Genomic DNA, 20,935 nt, shown 5'->3' with positions numbered 1-20,935 from the left:
TTTTACGCAGGTCAATTGAACCCTAACACCTATAAGTGGGGCAATCATGGGTATTATTTGTTTAATCATCGGGCTAGCGATATTAATGATTATGTGTATGAAAGGCATACATATTTTTATTTCTGTCTTTACCACCAGCCTGTTTCTTGCTGTGACTGCATGGCTTGTATCACCAGATATGCTTAATCCTGTCGATGCACTATTACAAGTGTATACCGGCGGATTAGGTGGCTATTTTGGTAGCTTCTTCTTCATTTTCGTACTTGGTGCGATTTTTGGCAAATTAACCGCTATCAGTGGCGCTGCTGATAGTGTTGCCTCTTTTATTATTGGTAAATTTGGTGAAAGGGCTGTTATTCCTTCATTGGTAGCAGCTTGTGCCATTTTAGCCTACGGCGGTGTGTCAGTGTTTGTTGCACTGTTTACCGTCTATTCAATGATGGTGAGTTTATTCCGCAAAGCGAATCTTCCTCGCAGACTTATTCCAGCTGTCTATTTTGCAGGTGCGGGTACGTTTGTGATGATCATGCCGGGATCGCCTCAGATCCAAAACCTTATCCCAATGAAATTTTTAGGTACGTCTGCAACAGCCGGTTTAGTGCCGGGTATGTTGACGGCGTTGTTCCAAGTCACCTTAGTGATTATTTATCTCACTTGGTTATTTAAGCGTGTAAAAGCCAAAGGTGAGGGTTGGGTTGAAGACGAAAAAACAGCGAAAGCAGAAGAAGGTAAAAAAGATCGCCAATTACCTAATGTGCTAGTTGCATTACTGCCAATGCTTATTCTGCTTGTCGTGCTGAATATCCTGAAATGGGATCCGGCTATTGCACTGTTCTGCGCCATTATTGCGGCCTTGATTGTGTACTTACGCTATCTCGATTGGAAAAAACTCGTCCCTAATTTAGCCGCAGGAACGATGGAAGGGGTGACCTCCCTCTTTAACACGGCGGTGATTGTTGGATTTGGTGCGTTAGTTATGACGCTACCGGCGTTCAAAGAATCATTCCAAGCGATTGCGCAATCGGGTCTTAATCCCCTTGTTGTCACTGCAATTTCAGTCGGTGCCTTGGTGTTTATCAGTGGTTCAGGCTCTGGTGCGTTAAGTATCGCTATGCCAATGATTGCGGCGATGTTCCCTGCAACCGTGGTTGACCAAGGCTCCTTACACCGTGTCGCCACAATGGCATCTATGAGTACAACACCGCCATTTAACGGATTGATTATTACTGTCTTTAGCGTCTGTGGTGTCAGCCATAAAGAAGGCTATGGGCCAGTGGGGACATTAACCCTCGCTATCCCACTGTTAGCCATGATGTTTATGTTGCTGCTGTACACCTTCTTACCTGCATCTATTGCAACGATGTAGGCATAACGTTAACCCATTAATGCGTGCGATAAGACGACAAACGTGAAATCGCACGCCATAGAGATAACCATCAATATTCTCAGAGGAAAATAAACATGGATTTTCAGCTAACAGAAGAACAAGTCCTGATCCGCGATATGGTCAGAGAGTTTGTTGATAACGAGATTAAACCAATTGCGGGTGAAATTGATAAAGAGCACCGTTTTCCAAGTGAAAGCGTCGCACCGATGGCTGAATTAGGACTCTTTGGTTTCAATATTGATGAAGCTTATGGTGGTACAGAAGCCGATGCCATTAGCTATGTATTAGCCACAGAAGAGATGGCGAAAGTGAGTGCCTCTCACGCCATGATTATGGGGTCTCAATGCTCATTAACGGGCCCTATTATCCAAAAATATGCGGATGAAGAAACCAAAGCACGCATTTTACCGGGAGTAGTTTCTGGCGAAAAATTAGGGTGCTTCTGTTTGTCAGAGCCTAGCGCGGGTTGTGATGCTGCAGCTCAAGAAACAACCGCTGTTCGCCAAGGCGATAACTATGTGATCAATGGCTCTAAATTGTGGATCACCGCAGCGCCTCAAGGTGCGTTCTTTATCGTGTTTGCGATGACAGATAAAAGCAAAGGTGTAAAAGGGATCACCGCATTCTTAGTTGAGCGTGATAACCCAGGTATCAGCATTGGTTTACCTGAAGACAAGATGGGGATGAACGGTTCGGAAACCTGCTCTGTGAGTTTCAGTGATTGTGTAGTTCCAGCTAGCGCTATGTTAGGCGAAGAAGGTAAAGGCTTTAATATCGCGATGGAAACCTTAGATGGCGGGCGTTTAAGTTGTTCTGCACTTGCATTAGGGATCGCGCAAAGCGCATTAGACGCCACAATTACTTACACCAAAGAACGTATTCAATTTGGTAAACCCATTGCGGCTAATCAAGGTATTCAATGGGTATTAGTGGATATGGCAACGCGTGTTGATTGCGCTCGTATGCTGGTTTATCGCGCCGCTGCCGCCAAAATGGCGGGTCTTCCTTACACGCGTGAATCAGCTCAAGCCAAACTTTATGCAGCAGAAGCTGCCACTTATGTAACTCAAAAAGCCGTTCAATTACATGGCGGTATGGGTTACACCAAATCCTATCCTGTTGAACGTTTGATGCGTGAAGCAAAACTGACTGAGATTTTTGAAGGCACAAGTGAAGTGCAACGTATGGTCATCGCTAAGCATATTTTAGCGTAATGAGATTTGAGCTTATTAATTTGTTGCATTGTGCAAAACGGAGAATGTGAATTATGAAACTTATTGCCTGCTGTAAGGTTGTTCATGACGAACAAGACATCACAACACGGCCTGATCGTACACTCGCAACCGATAATGCGGGTTTAAAAATTAGTTTGTATGACTTGAATGCAATTGAAACTGCCGTAGAAATTGCCTCTACCCTTAGTGATAGCACTGTAACGGCATTAAGTGTGGGGACAAATGCAATGGTTGAAAACGCGAAAATCAAAAAAGATATTTTATCGCGTGGCCCAGATGCATTAACACTGGTTGCTGATGATGCATGCAGTGCACTTTATTCAACGGATACTGCCAATATTATTGCGCAAGCAGCAAAGAAAGTGGGTTTTGATTTATTAGTTTTTGGTGAGGGTTCTGGTGACTTATACGCTCAACAAACAGGTTTAGCGGTAGGCGAATATTTAGGCTTACCTTGCGTGAATGCGGTAAACAAAATCACGGTTGAAGGTGACAAAATCATTGTTGAACGTGATCTCGAAAACATCACTGAAGAACTTGAACTGACATTGCCTGCCATTGTGTGTGTCACTTCAAGCATTAACACCCCCAAACTCCCTTCAATGAAAGCTATTTTAGCGGCGAATAAAAAGCCAGTTGAAAAGCTGGGATTAGGCGATATCGGTGTTGATATTTCTGCTCTGACGGTTGTGCAAACACAAGTTTGTGCGCCAGAGCAATCTGATCGCCTTGGTATTATTTTAGAAGGTGATTCAGATGAAAATATTGCCACTTTTGCTGAACATTTACGCCAAGCGGTTAATCAATAAGGAGATTAAAAATGGCGAGTTTACTACCTACTACCTTTGTTTATGCCGAAAAAGCGGATGATTTAGCAAAGCTGATTGCGTTTGCTCGTGGTCTTGGTGAAAAGGTTAATGTGCTGTTTATTGGTGATGATGAAAGCACTCGTGAATGTGTCAACTTAGGCGCTGACTGTGTTTATTGTTTCGCACCTCAAGAGGGGGTGATCGCAGAAGATTATGCAGCCTCTTTTGCCGCAATTATTAAAGAAGCGGGTACGAATGCATTGATTCTACTTGCTTCATCAAAACGAGCAAAAGCCATTGCGGCTCGTCTTGGCGCTACGCTAAAAGCAGGCGTTGTTAGTGATGCGTTAAGCCTGACTGTTGAAAATAATACCGTTATCGCAACTCACCAAGTTTATGGTGGTTTAGCACATGCTAAAGCAGAAATTCGTTCACCTTATGCGGTTGTAACGGTTGGCGGTGCTTTAGATGTGGAAGCCATTAAAGATGCACCCAATGCATCTGTGGTGAATAGTGCCTTTGTTGCGCCAGCACACACATTAAAAGTGTTAGCACGTAAGCCAAAACAAGGCAGTACGGTTGATTTAGGTAAGGCGCATTGTGTTGTCGGCGTCGGTCGTGGTTTTGGTAAGGCAGATGATATTGCATTAGCGTCTGCATTAGCGAAAGCCCTTCACGGCGAAGTGGGTTGTTCTCGTCCAATTGCGGAAGGTGAAGGTTGGATGGAACACGATCGTTACATTGGTGTTTCAGGTGTGACTTTAGGTGCGGATGTTTATGTTGCTGTCGGTATTTCAGGACAAATCCAGCATATGGTGGGGGTGGATAGAGCAAAAATCATTGTTGGTATTAACAAAGATAAAAATGCCCCAATTTTCAATATGGTGGATTACGGTATTGTTGGCGACCTCTACAAAGTGTTACCTGCATTAACCGCGAAACTTGGCGGCTAATCACCGTAGGTCGCTTAGTGATAATTTGCTAAGCGACCACACATAATAAAAGGATAGGAAAGTATGTCAGACGATATTTTTGACGCCATTATTGTGGGTGGTGGACTTGCTGGTGGTACTGCTGCCTACGTGTTAGCGCAAGCAGGGTGTGATGTATTAGTGGTTGAGCGAGGTAATTTCGCTGGCAGTAAAAATATGACGGGTGGACGTTTATACGCGCACAGTCTTGAAAAAATCATTCCCAATTTTGCCCAAGAAGCCCCAGTTGAACGTCTTGTGACGCGTGAAAAAATTTCCATGCTAACGGAAACAGATGGCGTCACTTTAGATTATCAACATACCCAGCAAGAAGAGAACGCTGCTCGCTCTTATACCGTATTACGTTCTTCATTTGATCAATGGTTAATGGAGAAAGCAGAAGACGCAGGCGCACAAGTGATCACCGGTGTTCGCGTTGATGAAGTGTTAGTGAAAGACGGAAAAGTTTGTGGTGTTAAAGCGGGTGATGATGAAATTGAAGCTCATGTGGTGATCCTAGCGGATGGTGTGAATTCACTGTTAGCGAAGCAATTAGGCATGACACAAAAAGTGAATCCTCATACTGTTGCGGTAGGTGTTAAAGAGCTACTCGAGTTTACACCACAACAAATGGAAGACAGATTTGGTTGTACTCATGATGAAGGTTTAGCTTGGCTTTTTGCTGGCGCTCCCTCGGGTGGATATTTAGGCGGTGGATTTTTATACACCAATAAAAATACCGTTTCTTTAGGCCTTGTTTTAGGGCTACATAATGTCGATAAATTCGAAAAAACGGTTCCTCAATTATTAGAAGATTTTAAACAACATCCTGTTGTTGCACCACTTATCAAAGACGGCAAATTATTAGAATATTCAGCACATATGGTACCTGAAGGCGGTATGAATATGGTGTCTGAGTTAGTCAAAGATGGCGTCTTAGTGACGGGAGATGCTGCTGGATTTTGTCTTAACGTTGGCTATACCGTAAGAGGAATGGATTTAGCGATTGCTTCAGGTGAAGCGGCTGCAAAAGCGGTATTAATGGCGAAAGAGCAAAATAACTATAGTCAGAAAGCGCTGAGTTGTTATCAATCTTTATTAAATGACGGCTTTGTGATGAAAGATATGAAGTTATACAAAGAGTTGCCAGCTTTCCTCGATAACACAAGATTCTTTACCGATTACCCACAAATGGCGGCTAATGTGATGCACGACTTATTCGTGATTAATGGCCCAGAAAAACCTGTGCGTAAGAAAATCCTATCTCAAGTTAAGAAAGTCGGAGTGATGAACTTAATTAAAGATGGGTTTAAGGGGGTACGTTCTTTATGAGTCAAGTAAATGTAGACGTTAAATTAGGCGTCAATAAATTTAATGTAGATGAAGACAATCCACATATCGTCTTAAAGGATGATATTGATCCTGCACAATTTGAAATCTTAATGAAAGCTTGCCCTGCTGGGTTATATAAAAAAGATGAAAAAGGGCAATATCTTTTTGATTATGCAGGGTGTTTAGAGTGTGGCACTTGCCGTGTTTTATGTGGCGAGACTATTTTGAAAAAATGGGAATATCCATGTGGTACATTAGGCATTGAGTTTCGTTACGGCTAATATAATCATTCTAATCTTCCCCTCTAGTATAACCTCCAAAATTTTAACTAGAGGGGAATAAATAAAATACCTACCTCAACGAATGTATTTTTCGATATTCTGATGGCGTTAGTAAAAATTCAGATTTAAATTTTCGACTTAAATTAGAAATATCGCTAAAGCCGCATTCATAAGCCAATTGTGTAATGTTTTTTTCAGCTAAAAGTGGATTCACTAATGCGGCTTTATAATTTTCAAGACGTTTTTGATGCACCCAACGCAATACAGACGTGTTCTGCTCTTTAAAAAGCATCTGTAAATAACGTACTGAAATACCACATGCATTTGCACATTCATTTACGCTGAGATCGGGATCGGAAAGGTGTTGCTCTAAATAGTGTTGAGCAAAATAAAACAGTGTTGAGCGTCCTAAGCTTTGTGGTGGCGTTGCAATGCTATATTCGCTAAAAGCAGACGTAATTAAATTCAATAAAATATCGGCAAGTTGTTGTGCATGTTGTGGGGGCATTGAATCTAAAAAAGGGATATAGCGCATCACAAAGCTATAAACGAGGGAGCCTGTAATGCTATTGCCTCGTATTGCTCTTGCAGTAAGATTTTGGGTATTACCTAAACGTGATGCCAGTTTTTCTCTTGGGATCAAAATTTTAAATAGCGAATAGTCGTTATCAAAAGACCATGATACGGGTCTTGCCATATCAAAAATACAAAAGTCACCTTGCCGTAGAAATGCAGTTCTTCCATCTTGAGTCAGATGGCTGGTTCCTGAACGCTGTATCTCTATTTGAAAGTGCTCTTCTAAGCTAAGTTTATGCGTTAAAGGACGGCTACTCGCCCAGTGACCGTTAGACTCTAGCTGAATAAAGCGAATATTTGTCACCTTCTGCTCGACAATGTTGGCATAAAATCGAGAATGAGGAGGCAATTCGACTTCATTGCATTCATAAGACGATAAAAAGCGGTCTTTTATTGTATCCCTGAATACGGAAAACCGATCTACGTCAGGGAGTTCCCGAGTCGTAAACATGCTTTTCATAGTACGCCCACTTTTATTGAAAATATTTTTGTTGTGTTGCTATCAATCTAGTATAAAAACAACTTAAACTAGGCCGAAATAGAATAATATTTTTATTACTTTAATCTTAAAATTAGAATAGTACTTTTAAATCATTATTAACAAGGATATTAATTATCTTTCTTGTTAATAAATTGAAGATAATGTATTTAAAAAGTTTTAATTTATTTCAACTAACATTATGTAAATCATAGAATTAATTTATAGTATTTTTTATGCTATCATTTTTATGATATTAATCCTAAGTTAATTTCTTATCTTTAGAGTGAGATCTCATAAATAAATTAAGAGTGATTCTTATTAATATCTCATTTATTTCATTCTTTTCAGAGTATGAGTTAATATGGATTTTATGTACATAATAGAATGGGTTGTTAAATAAAGTTGTTTTTTTATTGTTAATCATTATTTTATAAATTATATATTAAATAGAATTAAATAGATAATTTAAGTGTTAATAATATTATTATTATGTATTTAACGTTCTTTTTAATATCATGAAATGTTAATTGTAAAAATATTTAACCACAATGTTGTTTACGAGCTTTATCTGTTCATAGATCTTGAACAAATGAGTATCATGAACATGAAATAGGTTACTTGATTTATAAAACACTATTTATGTCATATTTAGCCCACTAAAATAAGTGAGCTAAATAAGGTTATTTTCTCTCTTTAGCGTAGGCCTTGCACACTTTCAACTAGGTTGGCTAACTGGGAAACCACACGGTCGCCAATATCAGCATTATCACCCCCTAGTGCTTTATTACGCATAAAATCTTTCTTGATTTGCGCCCAACGGATCGTGTCTTTCTCTGTTAATTTTCCACGTAGTTCAGCGAGTTTTAGTAAGTTCTCTTCGGCACCCGTTGTGAGTAATTGTGCTTCACCAAGATAGTGATCGTCTAACAAGCGTTCAATTTCTTCATCATTCATTACCGCAGACACTTTTTCACTTAACTTATTCATATTGCGGTAACTGCCTTGCAAACGAAATGCTGGCTCTGTGCGATATTTATCTGATTGGGCAGCACTGGCAATATATTGCTGGTTTACTTTTAAAATAATGTTCCGTAAGGTAATTAAGTGCTTAAGTACCATTACAATTTCATTAATTTCAGCATCAGAATAAGGGTAACTTAATGTGTTGGTAGAGACGGATTTCTCCATCGCCTTATCCACTAAAATATAAAGGTCGTTAAGATCACGCAAGGCGAGTGGCGCCAATACTGCATTAGACGTTAGGCTGTTTTCGATATAACTCAGCGCAAAAGCTTCATCCATGCCGCCTAATACTTCACCTAAGTTATAAATATCAGCACGATTAGCCAGCATATCAGGAATACGAAATACCTCGCCTGATTCGGTATAAGGGTTCCCCGCCATCACGACACAGAATTTTTTGCCACGCATATCATAGGTTTTGGTTTTTCCTTTCCATACCCCTTCAATACGTCTTGTTCCATCACAGAGCGAAATAAATTTTTGTAAGAATTCAGGGTGAGTATGCTGAATATCATCCACATACAGCATAACGTTATTACCCATTTCTAGCGCTAAGTTGAGTTTCTCAAGCTCTTGTCTCGCTGTTGCATTAGGTGCTTGTTCCGGATCGAGTGATAGCACGTTATGCCCTAAAGCAGGGCCATTGATCTTCATAAAAATTAGACCTAAACGTGCTGCTGCATATTCCATTAATGTGGTTTTACCGTAGCCAGGAGGGGAGATCATCAGTAATAATCCCATTAAGTCGGTGCGTTTTCCTTCTCCTAATGCACCAATTTGCTTTGCCATATTGTCGCCAATAATAGGTAAATAAACATCATTAATCAGCTTGTTACGGACAAAAGAGCTTAACGGTTTGGCTTTAAATTCATGCAGTTTTAAACGTTCACGTTCATCACTGACGATTTTTTGGCGCAATGTAAGGTACTGGCGAAATGCAGGAATAAAATTCTTTCTTTGCCCACGCATTCGGCTGAAATAATTATCTAAACTGAGTGATAACGCTTGGTTTTCAATCGTTGGGTGAGAGCCTAATAATCCCGTTACTGTAAAATATAAATCGGCTTCGCTATAACGCGCTGATGCGACTTTATCTAAAATAATGATAGCGATAGCACCCGGAATATAAGGTGTCAGATCGGCATACTCAGGCAGAGAGCACAGTCCTTGTAGCCAATTTTGGATCAGTGCCCAACGCTGTGCATATCGCGTACCTAAATTTTGCTGTGAACGATTAAAGTCCATCCACATATGCGCTTCTTCTAATCGACTTTGCAGTGCAATCACTAGCGCTTTAGCGTATTTGCTATAAACCAATTCAATGGGTGTTCTCGCCAACGCAAAGCTTAAATATTCAGAGGCTTGTATCGGAATATAATGTTCGCATTCAATCGGATTATCATGAAGGAATAGGCGTATATCCGCTTCGATTTCAGCTTGCAGATCGGTTAATGCATCGTCTGTATGGAATAACTGCTGAATATTAAGCGCGGTTCTTGCTCGTTCTGGCCACAATGCAGGATATTGCTCATTCTGTTTCGTTTCCCAAAATAGTGCGGCTACTGCGCGTGCAGTCGGGTTATAGCGTAGAAGATCGGCGCTTTCACCGATTGGGATCAGCTTTTTCAATATAGCGATCGCGTCGTGATCGTGGATCCCTTTTTCATAACCTTCTTTATAACGTGGTGTTGCAACGTCACGCACGAGTTTTTCAAGCTTTTCTGGAATGGTGAGTGCTTCTTTTAGTGTTTCGTAATCCAGACCATCTTGACGTTTTGCTGCTGCATAAATAATAGAATAAGCGAGGTATTCTGCACGATAAACTGTGTCCGATTCAGACTCAAGTGAGGCATTCCAATAAGGCTGTAATTGAGCAAGCTCTGTATTTTCAATCGGTTCTTGGTAATCTGTTCCTGTTAGGTATAACCAGAGCTTATCCTCTTTAGGTAAAATAGTGAGGTCAAGCTCTTGCGTATTAACACTAAAACGGTGGTGAGGCCCTAATTTAATGACATTGCCGCCGTCTTCAAAAATATCCGTTTTATCCCGCAGAATACGAATAGCTTGATCACGAGAAGATTTTAGGCGTGCATCAATATCGTCAGCTTTGACGTTATCATTGATTTCTCTTAGCTTTTCAATAATCTCTCGTGTTTTTAATGACAATGGATCTGATGCAAAAAAGGCATTTAACTCATCTTGTGATTGTAAGCGAGATGTTCGGCGTTGCAGATTTTCCAGTAAGCGATTTGCCGCAGTAAGCAGGCTTTGTGATCGACGTTGGCGATCATCAAGCAGGACTTGTTTGTGTGACTCAAAGGTTTCAACTAACTCTTCACGTTTAGCGAGAATATCATCAAGAAATTCATCATGATGACTAAATTGGCTTTCGAGCTCTTCTAATTGAAGCAACAAACGAGAAAGCTGATCGTCACAACGTTCAGGATCGGTTGCAAGGGATAATGCATTGGTGATCCCTTGACTAAACAAGCGAAATTGCGCGCCAAATTGTGCGACACTTTCGATACTACTTTGTGATTTGCGTTTTTGTTGTAGTCGAGCGCGGGATTGGTTTAGTTGAGCATAGATTTGTGAAATCGCATCAATAATATGCGTTTGTTGAGTGACATCTTGGAATGTTAAAGATGCCATTAAATTAGAAAGCATATCCAAATTAGCAGACATTTTTTCCATGTCATTCATTGGGATATCTAATTGAGCACTGTTTTGTGCTTTTTCAATGAGATTTTCAAAGGTAACAAGCTGAGTTTTAAAGGGATGTAATGCTTTATCACTCGCCAGAAAAAGGGCCGTAGCTTGAGAAACGCGTTGCTGAGCCTCTGTAATTTCCGTTTCCATCGCACTAAGCTTGGTTAAATCCATATAACGGAATTCACGCAAGGAAATAAGATGTCCACGATGAGCATTCAGTGAATTTAAGCTATCAACAAATTGTTGTATATCGGCCCAACTATCAGGCAGTGTTAAAGCCAGTAGTGATTTTTGGCGATTAACGGCTTCCAGCATAGATTTAGCCGATTGCTGACGAATGCTTTCCACTTTTTCATATTCATCAAGCACTAATTCGCTGGTTTGAGCGATATCTTTTAATAATTTACCAATCCCTAAACAGTGTTCATCGTTAAACCAATAATAGAGATCTAATAAATTTTTAGGTTGTGAACTAAGTTGCTCATAACGAGCAATAGAAATTTGATTTCCTTCAATTTCTTTTGCGACATGTAAAATCTCAGAAATACCTCGTACTAAATCAGCATTACCAATTCGGCCATAAAAACCATTACGGGGAGGTTGTTTATCGGCAAATTCTTCAGAATAGAAAGGGGTTTGCCAAACTTGCATTGGATGAACGCGTGTTGCTTCTTCGCCTTCACCTTCAAACAGTACCATTTTTCCGTCTTCTAACATCGCATAGCCATGACCGACCAAAGGTACAGCAAGTTTGCGCTCAATCATATTGTAATTGAAAAGCGCAAGACGACCTTGTGAAGGGGAGTAAAAAACATATAACACATCTTCACCATTCGGCGAACGGCGTAGACGGCGGAAATACATTCCATCCATTGGTTGATCAAAGGTTTTGTATTCACCATTTTGCAGGTAATAGCCACCGGGGAAAATAATGCCATGATCTTCAGGTAATTGGACGCAAGCTTGTCCAATCGCATCAATACGTTGTACGGTTTGCGACAAAATGTTGTAGACCAAATAACGCCAATTTTCTTCTCGATACGGTAAGATTTTTAACAGAATTAAACTGCCAGTTTGAGCATATTCAATTTGGGCGTCATCGAGAGATTGGTTTTTATCTAATACGGCTTCACGATAAATCCCTAAACCATCTTCGGTATTATTTTCACATTTAACCGTTAAATCACCGCCAGTTGTTTCGACAAAAACGGTATCAAGAATATTGATATGGGGAAAACGACCATTAATCGTGTCTTCACGTTGAGTTTTTGTCCATTCAAAATCATAAGCAGGAGGAAGGGCGATATCGCGCTCGCCACGATTATCAATATATTCAATACGCTGTTTATCACTTGAAATTGCCCAACGAAAAACACGTACATCAGTAATACGAGCACCAATTTGAAAACTGGCAAGCAGTTTTCCATCACGCTCAACTAACTGTAATAGCTGCGTATTTTTGTAGTAAGTATAAAGCTCAGTAAAATCTTGAATAAAGCGATTGTCGTTTAAAAAAGTATTTTCATAAGGGACGGCTTCAACATCAAACTCACCCTCATTTTCAATTAAACGATAAAGAGAAAAAACATCTTCAAGATGTATTTCACGTTTTAACCCAAGGAAAACGTTATAACCAAATAGTAACCACTCACCTACACGAACAATATCTCTAGCTTGGCAGTTATTTTCAGTACGAATACGAATACGACCAATAATATCCATTTGGCTTTGACCAAATTCATCTAAGCGATGCTGATTGAGTTCAGTGGCTTTTTGATGAAGTTGTTGACCTTGCTCAGTAAGGCGTTTGCGTAAAATTTCATACGCACCACCTTGAGCAACGGCGCTATCGAGTATTTCCTGTTCGCGATTCGTATCCAGAATTTCAGACATGGTATAACGGATTTCCTTGGCTTAAACGATAAAAACAAAAGAAAAGACACAGAGATAAACGCTATGTCTTTTCACCTCCTTTAACTGAAATTATTCTTCTTTAGAGGCGTCTGATTGAGTTGTCACATTTTTAATTAGCTGACTGGCTCCTTTTGTCGCCATAAATCCATTAATTAAATCTTGAACTTCAGGATTATTTAATAAAGAAGCGATATCGAGTTTTTGATCTTGTTGAGTACGATTAATCAGCTTTTCAACGTTCTCTTTGGCAAAACTGCTTTTATCCATAAAACCATCAACAGCTTTGCCTAGACTTAATGCTTTAGAGAATGTATTAAAGAAGTTGCCATCACCGCCCACAATTTCAATATTGGTTTTGCTCAGTGCAGCAGCCAATACATCAGCTTGTTCTCGTGCAATCTCTTTGTTGGCTTCAATTGAGGCCATTGCTTGTTCAAATTGTTTTTCAAGACGCATACGGAACTCTTCGTGTGAACGTGCCGTATCGCTAAGGTGATCCATAGATTTAAATTTATCGGTTAAACCATCTGCTTCTGCTTTCAAGCGTTGGCGAATAACTTCAGCTTGTGCTGAACCTAATTGGCCTTCGCCTCGGGCTTGAGCCGCGAGTTTCTCTTCAAGAATTTTCGCATCAGCTAAACCTAGTTTCTCTTTCGCATTGGCTTGTTGTTCTTCACCACGCGCTTGAGCTGCTAATTTTTCTTCTAAAATTTTTGCTTCTGCAAAACCTTGTTGTTGCTGTGCTTGTGCTTTAGCTTCCATCACTTGGGCTTCGGTTAAGCCTTTCTCTTTCATGCCTCGAGCTTCCGCTAATAGTTTTTCCGCGGTGACATTCGCAAGCACTAAACCTTCTTTCTCTTCTGCTTCTGCTGTCGCTTGACGTACACGGGCTTCCGCAAGGCCTAATGCTGCGTGCTCGGCTTCAATACCTTCCGCTAAGCGTTTTTTCGCTTCGGCTTGTTTTACTGAGGCTTCTAATTCAGCCTTCGCCATTGTACTGATCTCTTCTGCTTTATGTTTCGCGCTTGATTCATCGGCTTCGGCTTTTTTCACTTGGCGAACTAAAGATTCTTCCGCTTCAGCTTGAGCATTAATCACAGTGACTTGGCGCATACGTTCAGCTTCTGACACTTCACGTACTTCTTTAATGCGTTCTTCTTCTTGAGCGACTGTTTTTTCTACGGCAACACGTTCACGGATAACATTTGAGATGTTTTTACGCTCTTCTTCTAACGCTTTTTCTTTCTCAATACGTTGCAGCTCGACTTCACGTTCACGAGCAACAATTTCTAACTCGCGTGCACGATTAACACGCTCTTGTTCAATAGTGACTGCACGGGTGCGATTTTGTTGTGCCACTTCCACTTCGCGCATACGGTTTTCTTCACGGATCTCAATTTCTTGTTGGGTCTGAATACGAGCCTGTTCTGCTTTAAGGCGCTCTTCTTCTTGCACTCGTAGAGTTTCTGACGTTTCACGAGCACGAATATTGTCGATTTCTCGTTTTTGGCGTGCTTCTGCATCAGCTTGTTGACGTTCTAAAGCAAGGCTGGCTTCGCGAGTTTCAACATTTTTCTTTTGAATAGCGAGCTCTTGATCGCGCTCTTTTTGGTTGGTTTCAATATTATGAATGGCGGTAATTTCCGTTATTTTACGGATACCTTCAGAGTCAAAAATATTATTAGGATCAAGTGCAGATTTTGGTGTTTGTTCTAAATAGTCGATAGCAACGTCTTCTAATGCATAACCATTTAGATCTTTACCAATAACATCAACAATACGATCACGGAAATTTTGTCGGTCTTCAAAGAGTTTAGACAGTTCAAACTGTTTACCTACGGTTTTTAATGCTTCTGAGAATTTAGCACTAAATAGGGTGCTGACTGCTTGATGATCTGACGCTCTATCAACACCAATGGCTTTTGCGACTTTTAATACGTCTTCAGTGGTTTCATTTACACGTAAATAAAATGCAACGGTAATATCAGCACGTAAGTTATCTTGGCAAATCAAACCATCTTTACCGCGACGATCAACCTCTAACGTTAAAAGAGAAATACGCATAAACTCTTTTTTATAGATAACAGGATAAACTAATGCACCGGTAAAATGGACTTTAGGTTGTGAGGTCATGTCGTTGACAATTAAGGCTGTACCTTGTGGCACTTTAATATAGAAAGCCTTAAATAATCCAAATAATCCTAAAATAATTAGGATTGCAAAACCAACGATAGTTAAGAAAGGCATAACGAAAGCCAAATCCATACTTTTTTCTCCATAGGTTCAGACGATACCGTCATTTTGTAATAGTGTTTGTCTGTTAACTAAATTTTGGATTTCATCAAATGTGGATATTAGCGATGAAATTCATCTTCCGTTACGACTTGATAACTGTGAGTGAGCGCGTCATAACTAATAATAACGACGCTATCACCTCGTTTAATATTTTCTTGTTCTGGTGCTCTAATTTGTAAAATTAAACCTGCACCCCCATCTTCTAAAACAGCTTCACCTTTGTTTTCCGCCACATTTGCTGATCGTACTATGGCTAATTTACCTATCAATTGGTGTACTGATTTGGGCTTATTACGTGATATGAGCTTTTTACGAATGGGTTTTAAGCAAACCGCAGTAAGATTAAGAGAAATAAAAGAGATAATGATTAAAGCAACAAAGCCAACTAAATAATAAATAAAACCTGTTTCGATCGCACTAATAATCCAATAGTGAGTAAAGTAACTGATAAACCAGCCAATAACGGTAAAGAAGGTTAAAATAATCGTAACTGGGATACCGGCTAATCCTAATTTTGTTAACCAACCTGCGAAACCTGTTGCATCAACATCCAACTCACTATCAATATTAAATAAATCAATATCTAATAATCCCAAAGCAGCACAAAGCCAATAAAAAGAGATAATAACAAGTAATGCACTAAAAATAATGCTAGGAAAAGCGAGGCTATTTTGGAAAAACAAATTCATAAAACGTTCTCTTAATTTAAGAAGATGATAATATTCTTGTTATATTTATATCTTTTATCATACTTTAATACGCTGAAAAAGCATGTAGTTATAATCACATTCTGTATTTATTTTTTCATTTTATTTTTTAGAAAAGTGAATATAACTTACTTAGATAATGATGAATAATATTCAGTATTATTGCGTAAAGAATCAGATCATTCTCTAAAAAGTAATAAAAATATTTTCATCTATAAAATATCATTTCTTTTTAAGTGAATAAGTGTTTTGTTATAAAAAATAGAAATTTATTAAATAAAAACGCTATAACATTAAAAAAGCGACACTGATTGTGTTGTGTATTCCATGTAGTACTATCGGTGCGATTAGTGAACGAGTACCTATTCTGACTTGGCAAAATACAATACCGACAATAAAAATAAGGATAAACGTAGCCACCCATTTTCCTATATTGCCATACCACATACCTGCATTTAGGAGAAAACCTCTAAAAATGACTTCTTCAGTAATTGGCGCAGAAAAAACAAATAATAGACACTGCAATGAGAAATGAGATTATTAAACGAGTGTGATTATTATCTGAACTAAAATAAATAGCAGAGCATAAAGTAAGAATAAGAAGTAAAAAAACTAAAAGTAATCGAAATCATCCATTCCCTAGATTTGTTATTTCAACTTGAATACTATTTCCTGATCTTCTTGAGAATTTTTTTATTCTGTGAATATCTTTTAGTGTTAACCCATTTTTAACATTAAGCCTTCGATTCCATTCTCCATAATCTATCTTCCTTATTTTTATATGAGATAAATATATCTGAACTAGCATATTATTAATAGTGTTGTATTTATTTTGATCTATTTTCTAATAGATAGGAATGAGGTAGATAGAGAAAGGAAAAAGTGATGAAGTGCTTTGTTAACAACGATTTGTTTAGTCTGCAAAAGCAAAAAACCAGCCATAAGGCTGGTTTTTCTAAAGATGGTGCCCGAACTCGGAATCGAACCAAGGACACGGGGATTTTCAATCCCCTGCTCTACCGACTGAGCTATTCGGGCTAACGAGGCGCATTAAACCGTATTCAGCGTGATGCGTCAACGTCTTTTTAATAAAAAATGCAAAAATAAGTTTGTTTGCTTTCTTTTTATTCTATTCGAGTTTAAATTTTCATCATAAGCTATTTTTTAGTAAAAAGTGCTTAAATAACAATCAGTAAAGATGTTCACTTTTTTGCATATTAAAGAGAAAACTTTCTCTTCTTTTGATGATTAAATTTGTTTTTTGCAACTCAACAGGTAGAAATTGAGTGCAAACAAGAAAACAGATCATTTTTCTCGTTTTCCAACACCAAAACTAACTTAAGGCGCCATTTTTACGGCATTGAGCAATCTTAAGAATATCCTCTGCCAATAATTTTGCTGTAATAATATCATCAGCATGATGATTCACCATTAAACGGCTTAAACAGCCTTCTAAGATGAGTTCCATTTGTTTCGCCACTAACTCACTATCTTCGATATCAAGCTCGCGTAGTAGCGTTCTAGAGTAATCAAATGAGCTTTGCTTTTGGCGTTGGCTTAATTGGTGAATTTGAGAGTGTTCATCAGGATATGCGCTACAAGCTGCAACGAATAGACAGCCAGGAAAACGATTTTTTTCTAAACGCATCGCCAGTTGATCATAACGAGCAAGTAATTTTTGTTCGATAGTCAGTTCTTCATCTAGCATGACTTGGCGTTGCCAAATATCAATTTGTTGGCCATGGTGGCGAAGACAATCAAAAATCAATGCGTCTCTATCAGGCCAGAAAGGGTGAAGATCAGATTCGTTGATACCTGAATCTTGAAGAAGTTCGGGTAAGGTTGCAGCTAAGCCGTATTGCTCTAACTGGATAAGTACGTGGTCTAATAACGCTTCACGTTGCACGGAAATCTCCTTAAATCACGTTGTCGCGAGAACATCATAATTAGCAGACTTTAGTTAAAAATGAAAGCAAGGAGCGATAGGCTAAAATGAAAATACCCCATCTGGCGACAGGGTATTTTCTTGTTTTTTATTTCTTTTAAGCGCTAAGCGCTTTTTTGCAATGTCTTAATTTTTAATTTCAAACTACAAAATCATACCGCCGAAGAGGAAACCAAATCCGACAGCTAGTACCACACCAATAGTACCTGGGATAAAGAATGGGTGGTTGAAGACTAATTTACCAATACGAGTTGTACCAGTGTCATCCATTTGAACTGCCGCAACCAGTGTTGGGTAAGTTGGCAGAATGAACAGACCAGAAACCGCAGAGAAAGAAGCAATTGCAGTTAATGGAGTTACACCTAATGCTAAAGCCATTGGCATTAACGCTTTCGCTGTTGCTGCTTGAGAATATAACAGAGCAGAACAGAAGAAGAAGATAACCGCTAATAACCAAGGATGGCCAGTGATTAAGTCACCCGCAGTCAGTTTGATCCAATCGATGTTACTTGAAACGAAAGTATCACCTAACCATGCAACACCCAGAATACAGATACATGCACTCATACCCGCTTTAAAGGTACTTGAGTTTAGGATGTTGTCAGTTTTCACTTTACAGAAGACAGTGATCAGTGTTGCAACACTCAGCATGATGATAAGAATAGCGTTAGTGGTGTTCATTAACGGTTCTTTCACGATACCTAAGCTTGGGCTGTTGATGATTGCATAAGTCACAACACAGACAACACCCAGCAAGAACAGCATTACAGATGATTTAGCACCAGCTAATGTTTCTCTACGTTCTTGGCTACCACGTAACTCAACCAGACCTTGTTCTAAACGCTCACGATAGACAGCGTCATCAGACAGTTTTGAGTTAAACACCCAAGACACGATGAATGACATCAGAATGATAGCAAGGAAAGTGGCTGGTAATAAGATAGAAAGCAGAGTGATATAGCTTACTGTGTTACCTTCACCGACCATTGCTGGGTTTTCCATGACAGATGCCATGTAAACAACCGCAGCAGAGATTGGAGATGCAGTAATACCGATTTGAGCAGCAACAACACCTGTTGATAAAGGACGGCAAGGTTTGATGCCTTGTTCTTTTGCAACTTCAGCGATAACTGGCAGTGTTGCTAAAGAGATGTTCCCTGTACCTGCAAATAGAGTTAAGAAATAAGTCACAATTGGCGCAAGAATTGTGATGTATTTTGGATTACGTCTTAACAGTTTTTCAGTTTGGCCCACTAAGTAATCCAAACCACCAGCAACCTGCATCGCAGAGATTGCGGCAATAACAGCCATAATGATGGAGATAACATCAAAAGGGATTGAACCAGGTTTAACACCGATAGCAGCTAAAACTAAAACCCCTAAACCACCGGCAAACCCGATACCAATTCCCCCAAGTCTCGCACCGAGGAAAATGGCCAGCAGAACGATAATCAATTCTACGGCTAACATAGCGTTTACTCCTTGAGATAATTAAAAAAATGAGAAAAATAAGTTAAATTTTTGTTTTTACAATCAAGTAAAAAGGCACGTCCCTTAAAGAGTCCGTGCCTTGTATTTTTAAGAGCTCATTCTTATGTTTAACATGGTTATGTTATGAAACATAATTATTAATCATCGAAGCGTTTTGCTTTGTAAGCCGGGTTTTTTAAGTTCTCAACAGAGAAGATATCATCCAGTTGTTCTTCGGTTAATAAACCACGTTCTAGAACAACTTCACGTACACTCTTACCTGTTTCTGCACAAATCTTACCAACGATGTCGCCGTTATGGTGACCAATGAATGGGTTCAGATAAGTAACGATACCGATTGAGTTAAATACGAAGTGTTCACAGATTTCTTTGTTCGCAGTGATACCATCAACACATTTTTCTACTAAGTTACGGCAAGCGTTGCTTAACAGAGAGATTGATTCGAACATTGCTTGACCAATTGCAGGTTCCATTACGTTTAATTGTAATTGACCCGCTTCAGCGGCCATAGTGACACAAGTGTCATTACCGATAACTTTAAAGCAAGCTTGGTTTACAACTTCTGGAATGACTGGGTTTACTTTAGCTGGCATAATTGAAGAGCCTGCTTGTAGTTCTGGAAGATTGATTTCTTTCAGACCTGCACGAGGACCAGAGGACAGTAAACGTAAGTCATTACAGATTTTAGACATTTTCACAGCTAAGCGTTTTAATGCGCCGTGAACCATGACATAAGCACCACAGTCAGAAGTTGCTTCAATTAAGTCTTCTGCTGGAACACAGGCTAAACCAGTGACTTCTGCCAGTTTTTCAACAGACAGTTTTTGGTAACCCGGCGCTGTATTCAGACCAGTACCGATAGCTGTTGCACCTAAGTTCATTTCTAACAGTAACTCAGCAGTGCGTTTCAGGTTTTTGATTTCTTCTTTCATTAATACAGAGAAAGCGTGGAATTCTTGACCTAAAGTCATTGGTACAGCGTCTTGTAATTGAGTACGACCCATTTTCAGGATGTCTTTGAACTCAACTGCTTTTCTATCAAAACCAGCTTTCAGCAGTTCGATAGATTCAGTTAATTTGATAATAGAGTTATAGACCGCTACACGGAAACCACAAGGATAAGCGTCGTTTGTTGATTGGCTCTTATTGACGTGGTCATTTGGGTTTAGGTATTGGTATTCACCTTTTTGGTGACCCATTAATTCCAGACCGATGTTTGCGATAACTTCATTGGTATTCATATTTAATGAAGTACCTGCACCGCCTTGGAATACATCAACTGGGAATTGATCCATGTGTTTACCTGTTTCTAATACTACGTCACAGGCTTTGATAATCGTATCAGCGATTTCACGAGGAATAGTGTGAAGTTCTTTGTTTGCTAATGCAGCAGCTTTTTTCACCATTACCATACCGCGGATGAATTCTGGAACATCATTGATGGTACGATCACTGATGTAGAAGTTTTCAATAGCACGTAAAGTGTGGACGCCGTAGTAAGCATCAGCAGGAACTTCTCTTTTACCTAACAGGTCTTCTTCGATACGAGTTTTATTTGACATGAGAACCTTCTTATTAAAATTTTAACTGTCTAGTTATGCGCTTGTTAATAAAATATATCGTTAACGGTTAATAATGTAATATAACTTACCGTTTTGCTTGGTACTGACATGATCATATTCGGGTTGTGAACAAATACCTTTAAGCTGGATCACTTTATAAGTAAATAACCTCTAAATATTTTCTTTTTGTGATCTATCTCATGGATTTTACAGT

The 20,935-nt window shown here is 39.2% G+C and carries 14 protein-coding genes and 1 tRNA gene; 6 read left to right on the top strand and 9 right to left on the bottom strand.

Features of this window, described 5'->3' with window-relative positions; genetic code table 11:
- The first annotated feature begins 46 nt into the window (after positions 1-46).
- The 6 genes from B6258_RS06420 to B6258_RS06395 all read left to right on the top strand — a co-directional run bounded on the left by B6258_RS06420 (position 47) and on the right by B6258_RS06395 (position 6,015).
- Complete coding sequence (locus B6258_RS06420) at positions 47-1,366, top strand: GntP family permease (RefSeq protein WP_072069069.1); 1,320 nt, start codon at positions 47-49, stop codon at positions 1,364-1,366.
- 95 nt (positions 1,367-1,461) lie between these two features.
- Entirely contained in the window at positions 1,462-2,601 is a 1,140-nt protein-coding gene (locus B6258_RS06415) for an acyl-CoA dehydrogenase family protein (protein ID WP_099074579.1), read from the top strand.
- Positions 2,602-2,654: 53 nt separating this feature from the next.
- Positions 2,655-3,431, top strand: coding sequence for a putative electron transfer flavoprotein FixA (fixA, locus tag B6258_RS06410; RefSeq protein ID WP_099074578.1), 777 nt, complete (start codon positions 2,655-2,657; stop codon positions 3,429-3,431).
- A gap of 11 nt (positions 3,432-3,442) precedes the next feature.
- Positions 3,443-4,384, top strand: a complete 942-nt coding sequence (locus tag B6258_RS06405) for an FAD-binding protein (protein ID WP_099074577.1) — start codon at positions 3,443-3,445, stop codon at positions 4,382-4,384.
- A gap of 63 nt (positions 4,385-4,447) precedes the next feature.
- On the top strand, positions 4,448-5,734 hold the full coding sequence (locus B6258_RS06400) for an FAD-dependent oxidoreductase (RefSeq protein WP_099074576.1): 1,287 nt from the start codon (positions 4,448-4,450) through the stop codon (positions 5,732-5,734).
- Complete coding sequence (locus B6258_RS06395) at positions 5,731-6,015, top strand: ferredoxin family protein (protein ID WP_099074575.1); 285 nt, start codon at positions 5,731-5,733, stop codon at positions 6,013-6,015. The genes B6258_RS06400 and B6258_RS06395 overlap by 4 nt, the downstream gene beginning before the upstream one ends.
- A gap of 70 nt (positions 6,016-6,085) precedes the next feature.
- Here B6258_RS06395 and B6258_RS06390 read toward each other — a convergent pair whose 3' ends face one another.
- The 9 genes from B6258_RS06390 to aspA form a co-directional block, all read right to left on the bottom strand.
- On the bottom strand, positions 6,086-7,051 hold the full coding sequence (locus B6258_RS06390; RefSeq protein ID WP_099074574.1) for a helix-turn-helix domain-containing protein: 966 nt from the start codon (positions 7,049-7,051) through the stop codon (positions 6,086-6,088).
- A 714-nt stretch (positions 7,052-7,765) separates the two neighbouring features.
- Positions 7,766-12,700 (bottom strand): DNA repair ATPase, encoded by a 4,935-nt coding sequence (locus B6258_RS06385; protein WP_099074573.1) that lies wholly within the window; start codon positions 12,698-12,700, stop codon positions 7,766-7,768.
- A 90-nt stretch (positions 12,701-12,790) separates the two neighbouring features.
- Positions 12,791-14,986, bottom strand: a complete 2,196-nt coding sequence (locus B6258_RS06380; protein ID WP_099074572.1) for a flotillin family protein — start codon at positions 14,984-14,986, stop codon at positions 12,791-12,793.
- An 89-nt stretch (positions 14,987-15,075) separates the two neighbouring features.
- The gene (locus B6258_RS06375; protein ID WP_099074571.1) at positions 15,076-15,705 is read right to left on the bottom strand and encodes an OB-fold-containig protein; all 630 of its coding nucleotides are present in this window, start codon (positions 15,703-15,705) and stop codon (positions 15,076-15,078) included.
- Between the two features lie 303 nt (positions 15,706-16,008).
- A complete protein-coding gene (locus B6258_RS06370; protein WP_129586848.1) occupies positions 16,009-16,248 on the bottom strand; it encodes a CPBP family intramembrane glutamic endopeptidase in 240 nt (79 codons plus the stop codon).
- A 437-nt stretch (positions 16,249-16,685) separates the two neighbouring features.
- Positions 16,686-16,761, bottom strand: a tRNA-Phe gene (locus tag B6258_RS06365).
- Between the two features lie 295 nt (positions 16,762-17,056).
- Positions 17,057-17,629: a division control transcriptional repressor DicD gene (dicD, locus tag B6258_RS06360; protein WP_099074569.1), complete on the bottom strand. Its 573-nt coding sequence runs from the start codon at positions 17,627-17,629 to the stop codon at positions 17,057-17,059.
- Between the two features lie 183 nt (positions 17,630-17,812).
- The gene (locus tag B6258_RS06355; protein WP_099074568.1) at positions 17,813-19,138 is read right to left on the bottom strand and encodes an anaerobic C4-dicarboxylate transporter; all 1,326 of its coding nucleotides are present in this window, start codon (positions 19,136-19,138) and stop codon (positions 17,813-17,815) included.
- A gap of 158 nt (positions 19,139-19,296) precedes the next feature.
- Positions 19,297-20,721 (bottom strand): aspartate ammonia-lyase, encoded by a 1,425-nt coding sequence (gene aspA / locus B6258_RS06350; RefSeq protein WP_099074567.1) that lies wholly within the window; start codon positions 20,719-20,721, stop codon positions 19,297-19,299.
- Positions 20,722-20,935 lie beyond the last annotated feature (214 nt).

Origin of the sequence: Proteus alimentorum (assembly GCF_002607735.1) — a bacterium.
Classification (GTDB): Bacteria; Pseudomonadota; Gammaproteobacteria; order Enterobacterales; family Enterobacteriaceae; genus Proteus; species Proteus alimentorum.
This window is presented reverse-complemented; position numbering and strand designations above follow the sequence as displayed.